This window comes from Pseudomonas sp. TJI-51 (assembly GCF_000190455.2).
Classification (GTDB): Bacteria; Pseudomonadota; Gammaproteobacteria; order Pseudomonadales; family Pseudomonadaceae; genus Aquipseudomonas; species Aquipseudomonas juntendi.
Map to the genome: position 1 here is coordinate 1 of NZ_AEWE02000163.1, position 7,157 is coordinate 7,157.

Below are 7,157 nucleotides of genomic sequence, written 5' to 3' on the forward strand. Positions count from 1 at the left end.
GGGCGCGCAGCGGCCCCACAATTTCAGCTTCGCCGCAGAGTGAGCTTCGCCGCAGAAATCGCCGGGGCCGCTGCGCGCCCCATCGCGACACAAGGCCGCTCCTACTGGGACCGTGTCAAGTGGCCATACAGCGGCCCCTTGGGGACACAACGGCGCAGCTGCTCTATAATGCCGCACTTTTTCTTCGCACCTGGATACCCGTTCGATGACCACCCTGTTGGCCCTGGATACCGCCACCGAAGCCTGTTCCGTTGCGCTGCTGCATGACGGCAAGGTAACCAGCCATTACGAGGTGATCCCGCGCATGCATGCCCAGAAGCTGCTGCCGATGATCAAGCAGTTGCTGGCCGATTCCGGCGTGGCACTGAATGCGCTCGATGCCATCGCCTTTGGCCGGGGCCCGGGTGCGTTCACCGGTGTGCGTATCGCGATTGGTGTGGTACAGGGGCTGGCGTTCGCCCTCGAGCGCCCGGTGCTGCCGGTCTCCAACCTTGCCGCGCTGGCCCAGGGCGCGTTGCGCGAACAGGGCGTGCAGCAGGTCGCCGCGGCCATCGATGCGCGTATGGACGAGGTGTACTGGGGGTGCTACCAGGCCACGGCGGGGGAAATGCGCCTGGTCGGCAGGGAGGCCGTGTTGCCACCCGAGCAGGTGGCGCTGCCGTTAGAGAGCACCGGTGCCTGGTTCGGTGCCGGCACGGGTTGGGGTTATGCCGAACGCCTGGCAGTGAAAGTCGCGGCCAGCGATGCCCAGGCCCTGCCCAGCGCTGTGGACGTACTGGCCCTGGCCGGTTTTGCCTGGGCGCGTGGCGAGGCAGTTACCGCCGAACAGGCGCAGCCGGTGTATCTGCGCGACAATGTTGCTACCCCGAAGCAGCAATAGCTGCTGTCCGTCGGTTATTGCCGATCACACTAAAACCTTTTTTGCAATCTGTGGTCCAGTTATCAATGAAGCATTAGCGACTGAGCTCTGATGCTGCTAAATTGCCATCATTGATCCCGAGTGCTCATGCCATGCGTATCGACGGTTTCTCATCGCAGTACCCGATCAAGCGCACGCCGCGCAAGGCCGCGGTGCGCGAGGATGCGGTCGATGATGCTGAGGTCGTCGATGACCTTGAAGCCGCGCCACCCGAGCCCGCCGCTCGCCGCCTTGGCGCTGGCCTGCCAGCCCGCCAGCAGGACATGGTTTTCCCTCGCGCCCGTGACCGGCGTACCGCCAATGCCTTGGCCAGTTACCTGAGTACCGCCGGTTTTACCGACTGGGACATGGAAGTACTAGGGCTCGACCTGTACATTTGATGGATGAGTCCATCACCCCTGCCTTACTTTCTCGGTTGCCCGTCATGGAGTGAAAACGCCTGGCGCGACTACCTGTACCCCGCTGACGCCAGCAGCGGCCAGATGCTGGGGTTCTATAGCCAGGTGTTCAACGCGGTCGAGGGCAACACCACCTTCTACGCCCGGCCTGCTCCTGGCACCCTTGCCCGCTGGGCACAGGTAATGCCCGAGCATTTCCGGTTCACCGCCAAGTTCCCCCGCGACATCAGCCACGCCGGTGACCTGCGCGACCAGCTGGAGCCTGCCTTCGATTTCACCCGGTTGATGGCGCCATTGGGCAGGCGGGTGTCCCCCTACTGGTTGCAATTGCCGGCCCAGTTCGGCCCTGCGCGCCTGGGCGAGCTGTGCCATTTTCTGGATGAGCTGTCGGTGCCCGTGGCAGTTGAAGTGCGTAACCAGGCGTTTTTCGCCAAGGGTGAAGAAGAGCGCATGCTCAACCGGGTACTGCACGAGCGCGGCGTCGAGCGTATCTGCCTCGACCCGCGCGCGCTGTTCAGCTGCACTTCGCGTGACCCTGCCGTGCTGCATGCGCAGTCGAAAAAGCCCAAGGTGTCGCCGCGCCCGGCCGCCTTTACCCAGCACCCGCAGGTACGCTTCATCGGCCACCCGGAACTGCAAGCCAACGACGTGTTTCTCACCCCGTGGGTAGACAAGGTGGCCAGCTGGATCGAAGAAGGCCGCAGCCCCTATATCTTCCTGCATACCTCGGACAACCGCCTGGCGGCGGCACTTGCCCGGCATTTTCACCAGCGCCTGATGCTGCGTTTGCCGGGCCTTGCCGCGCTGCCGGAATTGCCGCGCGCACCCGAGGTCGAACAACTGGGGCTACTGTGACCCTTCTCTGACTGCCGGAGGTTCCACCATGGATGTGCAAACCCTGCGAGCCGAAGCCTTCAAGGCCTTGCACCAGCGTGACGGTGCATTCGTCATCCCCAACCCGTGGGATGCCGGGTCGGCCAGGCTGTTGGCGAGCCTGGGCTTCGAAGCGCTGGCCACTACCAGCGCCGGCCTGGCCTTCAGCCTGGGCCGCCCGGATGCCGAAGGGGCCTTGAGCCTGGACGACACATTGGACAACGCCGGTGAAATCGTCGACGCCACCGCGTTGCCGGTGGCTGCCGACCTGGAAAACGGCTTCGGCGACCTGCCCGAGGACTGCGCGCAGACCATTCTGCGTGCCGCCGAGGTTGGCCTGGTGGGTGGGTCTATCGAAGACGCCAGCGGCCGCCATGATGCGCCCATTTATGATATCGGCCTGGCGGTGGAGCGTGTACGCGCCGCAGTGCAGGCTGCCCGGAGCCTGCCGTTCCCGTTCACGCTGTGCGCCCGTGCAGAAAACCTGCTGCACGGGCGCATGGACCTGGACGACACCATCCTGCGCCTTCAGGCCTACGCCGAAGCGGGGGCCGATGTGCTGTATGCGCCTGGCCTGCGAACGGTGGAAGAAGTGCGCGCGGTGGTGCAGGCCGTGGCCCCGCGGCCGGTGAACGTGCTGATGGGCATGGCCGGCGTGGCGTTGAGCGTCAACCAGTTGCAGGACCTTGGCGTGCGCCGCATCAGCCTTGGCTCGTCGCTGGCCCGCGCGGCCCTGGGTGCGTTGCAGCGGGCCGCGCTGGAAGTCCATGACCAGGGCACCTTCGGCTACGCAGACCAGGCTTTGCCGTTCGCTCAGCTCAACGACCTGTTCCGCCGTTGATGCGGGCCCTGACGCTGCTGGCCGGCCTGCTGTTGTTGGCCGTGCTTGCCTGGCAACTGGGCTGGCGCCTGCCCGCGCCGTGGAACCCCTGGGCGCCGTTGGATGTGCGCCAACCACCCAATTGGCTGACCCCCTACAAGCTCTCGCGGCTGCGGGATGACTCCGCGCTGTGCCGCCAGGCACTGGCCACCAGCCAACTGCGCTACCGGGCACAGGCCGACAGCCCGGCCTCGGCCAACTGCCCGCTGGAAAATGTGTGGCGTATCGAAGCCGGCAAGGCGCGCCTGAGCAGCAGCTTTCTGGCCAGCTGCCCACTGGCGGTGGCGTATGCACTGTTCGAACACCACGCCTTGCAGCCTGTCGCGCAGCGGGTGTTGGGCCAGCCGGTGACCCAGGTCGACCATGTGGGCAGCTTTGCCTGCCGCAACGTCTACCACCGCAAGCAAGGCCGCCTGAGCCAGCACGCGACGGCCAATGCCCTGGACATCAGCGGCTTTCGCCTGCAGGACGGTCAGCGCATCGTTCTGGCGCGTGACTGGCAGGCGGGTGGGGCCAAGGCGCAATTCCTGCGCGAGGTGCAGCAGGCTGCCTGCCAAAGCTTCAGCACTGTGTTGGGGCCCGACTACAATGCCGCGCACCACAACCACTTCCACCTGGACATGGGCCGCTGGCAGGTCTGCCGCTAAGGTCAGGCGTAGGCGCGCACGTTGTTCAGCACCACCGGGCGCGCCCAGTGGAGGTCGAATGCCAGGTCGGTCTGCTGCTTGCTCAGCGTGGCATCGTCGAACGGTTCGGCGGCGGGTGGCAACAAGTCGCTTTCCAGTTCGGCGATGGGCAGGAACAGCGGGCGTGGGCTAGGGCCCGGTCCGGGCTCGGGCAGCGGCTGACCCTGGCTCATCACCACCGGGCGCAGCCAGCTGTTGTTGATGTCGAGCTGGCGCTGCTGTTCGATCAGTTCGATGGCGCTGAAAGGCTCGGGGGCCGGCGGCAAGAGGCTGGCTTCCAGCTCGGCCTTGGGTAGAAACAGCGGCTCGGGTGGGACTACGCGGGTATCCTGCACCGGGCAGGCGCGCTGCGCGTGGATCATGGCCAGCGCGCGGGCGCCGCCGATCGGTTCGCCGCTGTCCTGGTCGTACTTCACGAACGACTGGCTGATGCTGTCTACCGGCTCTTCCTGGCGCTCGGCCATGGCCCGGGCGAAAAAATCCTGCCACAGGTGGCTGACGCCCCCGAGTGCCTGGGTGTTGTGCTGACTGTAGTTGCCGACAGGCGACAAATAGGTCAAGCCGATGGGAAGAGTATCTGACATGGCAGTCGCGCGCGTTGTGCTCTGGCAGAATAGCGGGATATTGCCTGTATCGGCCGTGGCGGCCGATACCTTAACGGCGGGGTTCAATTTCTAGGTGTTGAAGATGGAAGAGCAGGGCACAGGTATCCGGGTCGAGGCGCTAACGGCCGAATTCGCAGGGCAGGCCGCTGCATGGGCCGAGCGCCTGGCGCTGCCGTTGCAGGACGATGATGCCGGATTTGCCGTGCAGGTGGGCGTTGATGGTTTGCAGATCCAGCAATTGGGCCCGCAGGCACCGGGGCCGGTGCGGGTGGACTTTGTCGAAGGCCAGGCCGCGCACCGGCGCCAGTTTGGCGGTGGCAACGGGCAGATGATCGCCAAGGCCGTGGGCATCGCCCAAGGCGTTCGACCGCAGGTGCTGGATGCCACGGCGGGGCTTGGCAAAGATGCGTTTGTGCTGGCCAGCCTGGGCTGCCAGATGACCCTGATCGAACGCCAGCCGCTGATAGCCGCGCTGCTGGAAGATGGCCTGGCGCGCGCCCGGCTGGATGAAGAAGTGGGGCCGATTGTCGGGCGCATGCGCCTGCTGACCGGTAATGCCATCGAGCGCATGCGCAGTTGGGAAGGCGAGGCGCCGCAGGTGATCTACCTCGACCCAATGTTCCCGCACCGCGACAAGAGCGCCCTGGTGAAAAAGGAGATGCGCGTGTTCCGGCCCTTGGTCGGCGATGACCTGGATGCCCCGGCCCTGCTTGAAGCCGCCCTGGCGCTGGCCAGCCACCGGGTGGTGGTGAAGCGGCCGCGCAAGGCGCCGATCATCGACGGGCCGAAGCCGAGCCATAGCCTGGAGGGTAAGTCGAGCCGGTATGACATATATCCGAAGAAGGCGTTGAAGGCCTAATCCTCACGCAGGCGTCTCAGACGTTCTAGCAGCTCTTCGTGTACCATATCTTCCGGAATGGAAGGGTCAATGGTTGTATGGCTGCTTAGTATTTCTTCAGCGAGTGTACGGGGAGGATCGGCATGGACTGCACTGTGTGCATGCGTTTTTTGCGTTGGTCGGGTAGTGTCAAAATTAAAACGCCCGTTTTTGTCTGCGGGCAAAAGGCCCAGTATTGTCTGTTGGTTATTAAGAATGTTTATTTCTTCCAGTGCATACCCTGTTGTATAGGGAAGTCCATGAGTAATTCCGCGTTCTAGCTTACTCTGAGCTCGGAGTTGGCGTTTATTAATAGACTTTGACAGCGCGTTGTATTCATTTCTAGATAGGTTAGGACTCGATTCATCCAGGCGTGGAGCCAGGTTATTGTACCGATAGCGCTGGTTAAGCTTTTTGAACAGCCTTCCGAAAAATCTGCCGGTAGGGTCCACCCTGTTGATGGGGTCGTTGCCGCAGTAAGCATACGTGTTAAGGCCACCTCTAGCGAATGGCGAGAAACTGTCCGCACTGTGAAAGCGCATCAGCGCAGGATTGAACAGGCGGTGACCATTACCCAGCAAGTAGCCTATGGCAGAGGGTAGCCAAGTTTGCCCGGTAAAGCGGGACAGTATCGGGTGAGCGGCCGGTAAACTATCACCGCCATAAGGGCTGTAGGCAATGGCCGTTTGGCTTCCTGCATGGGAGGTAACGGTTGACGCTTGGGCATCGGTGGCCAAAAGCTGTGTTTGCGTGGTTTGGCTGTTTGTTTCGCACAGGTTCTGGTTATTCGCGCTGACAACTGAACAATGAGCACTGCCTGAGTGCACTGTCGAGAGTTTGCTGCCCTTATAAAAGAGCTTAAGTGTTTGAGTGGACATGGTGGTGCGCTCATGTGGGGCTTCATGAGAGTATGTCCAGAGTGTACCTGGTCGGATACTGGCAAAAATGTCAGGTAGTACGCCGGTTGGGGGGCACAGGCACTGGCATCCGCGCTCCTACAGACCGCGTATGCCAGAAGATGCTTTCAGGGTCGGTACGCTCGCAAGAACACCCCCACCACCTCGCGCACATGCGCCTCGGCCTCGTCGCCCTGCAGCGGCCCCGCGCACCCCAGCAGCAAGCGGTAATCCGGTGCCCCCTTGACCAGGCAGAAGAAGTGCTCCGCCGCACGCAGCGGGTTGTCGATGCGCAACAGCCCGCGCTCATCCGCCCCGCGCAGCAGCGCTTCCATCCCTGCCAGCACGCGCTTGGGCCCGGCTTCGTAGAAGTACTGGCCAAAGCTCGGGTCCAGGCTGCCTTGGGCCATGATCAGGCGGCTGAGCTTGACCGCTTCGTCACTGCTGATCAGCGCCTGGAAACCACGGGCGATATTCAGCAGCACGTCTTCGACCTGCGCACCGACTGGGTACTCGAACAACAGGTCCGGCAGCTGGATCTGGCAAGTGGCCATGACCGCTGAACAGAACAGCGTCTGCTTGTCGGTGAAGTGGCTGTACACGGTGAGCTTAGAAACACCTGCCGCCGCAGCGACCGCATCCATGCTGGTGTTGGCGTAGCCAAGGCTTAAGAACAGCGACTTGGCAGCTTCGAGAATAGCCTCGCGCTTGGCCAGGTCCTTGGGCCGGCCTGGGCCGATGGGTGCGTCGTTGGGCATTGTGGTCTGCATGTGGTTGATCAAGCTCTCATATTACCGGCTGGAGCGGTTTCCAGCAGTGCTCGTAGCCATCGTCAGGTGATTCTTATCGACGCTGGCTTCTCGGCAGCAGTTCCCTGACTTAATATACCCGCCAGTACAAATATTCGAAGTACCCTCTGCGAAAGGATTCATCATGTTGCGCCAGGCCTTGTCCATCGCGTTGCCCGCCGCCGTCGCCGTGCTTCTGGCGGCGTGTGAACAGGAAGCCGCCGCCCCCGCCGCC

The 7,157-nt window shown here is 63.1% G+C and carries 9 protein-coding genes; 6 read left to right on the forward strand and 3 right to left on the reverse strand.

Annotated elements, in window-relative coordinates; translation table 11 throughout:
* Nucleotides 1-205 precede the first annotated feature (205 nt).
* From tsaB to G1E_RS25775, 5 genes are all read left to right on the forward strand, one after another.
* Complete coding sequence (gene tsaB, locus G1E_RS25755) at nucleotides 206-880, forward strand: tRNA (adenosine(37)-N6)-threonylcarbamoyltransferase complex dimerization subunit type 1 TsaB (protein ID WP_009686987.1); 675 nt, start codon at nucleotides 206-208, stop codon at nucleotides 878-880.
* A gap of 131 nt (nucleotides 881-1,011) precedes the next feature.
* On the forward strand, nucleotides 1,012-1,299 hold the full coding sequence (locus G1E_RS25760) for a hypothetical protein (protein ID WP_009686986.1): 288 nt from the start codon (nucleotides 1,012-1,014) through the stop codon (nucleotides 1,297-1,299).
* 3 nt (nucleotides 1,300-1,302) lie between these two features.
* A complete protein-coding gene (locus G1E_RS25765) occupies nucleotides 1,303-2,172 on the forward strand; it encodes a DUF72 domain-containing protein (protein WP_033691403.1) in 870 nt (289 codons plus the stop codon).
* A gap of 28 nt (nucleotides 2,173-2,200) precedes the next feature.
* Nucleotides 2,201-3,031 carry an oxaloacetate decarboxylase gene (locus tag G1E_RS25770; RefSeq protein ID WP_009686984.1) on the forward strand — a complete coding sequence of 277 codons (831 nt, stop codon included), beginning with the start codon at nucleotides 2,201-2,203 and terminating at the stop codon, nucleotides 3,029-3,031.
* Nucleotides 3,031-3,717 (forward strand): extensin family protein, encoded by a 687-nt coding sequence (locus G1E_RS25775; RefSeq protein ID WP_009686983.1) that lies wholly within the window; start codon nucleotides 3,031-3,033, stop codon nucleotides 3,715-3,717. Before G1E_RS25770 ends, G1E_RS25775 begins: the two co-directional genes overlap by 1 nt.
* A 2-nt stretch (nucleotides 3,718-3,719) precedes the next feature.
* Here the strand turns inward: G1E_RS25775 and G1E_RS25780 are convergent, their stop codons facing one another.
* Nucleotides 3,720-4,340, reverse strand: a complete 621-nt coding sequence (locus G1E_RS25780; RefSeq protein WP_009686982.1) for a hypothetical protein — start codon at nucleotides 4,338-4,340, stop codon at nucleotides 3,720-3,722.
* Between the two features lie 103 nt (nucleotides 4,341-4,443).
* Between G1E_RS25780 and G1E_RS25785 the strand changes: the two genes are divergently transcribed.
* On the forward strand, nucleotides 4,444-5,220 hold the full coding sequence (locus G1E_RS25785) for a class I SAM-dependent methyltransferase (RefSeq protein ID WP_009686981.1): 777 nt from the start codon (nucleotides 4,444-4,446) through the stop codon (nucleotides 5,218-5,220).
* Here the strand turns inward: G1E_RS25785 and G1E_RS28110 are convergent.
* Nucleotides 5,217-6,116: an RHS repeat-associated core domain-containing protein gene (locus G1E_RS28110; protein ID WP_084728225.1), complete on the reverse strand. Its 900-nt coding sequence runs from the start codon at nucleotides 6,114-6,116 to the stop codon at nucleotides 5,217-5,219. The two genes, G1E_RS25785 and G1E_RS28110, sit on opposite strands and share 4 nt — an antisense overlap.
* A gap of 146 nt (nucleotides 6,117-6,262) precedes the next feature.
* A complete protein-coding gene (locus G1E_RS25790) occupies nucleotides 6,263-6,904 on the reverse strand; it encodes a TetR/AcrR family transcriptional regulator (protein ID WP_033691401.1) in 642 nt (213 codons plus the stop codon).
* Nucleotides 6,905-7,157: the final 253 nt, after the last annotated feature.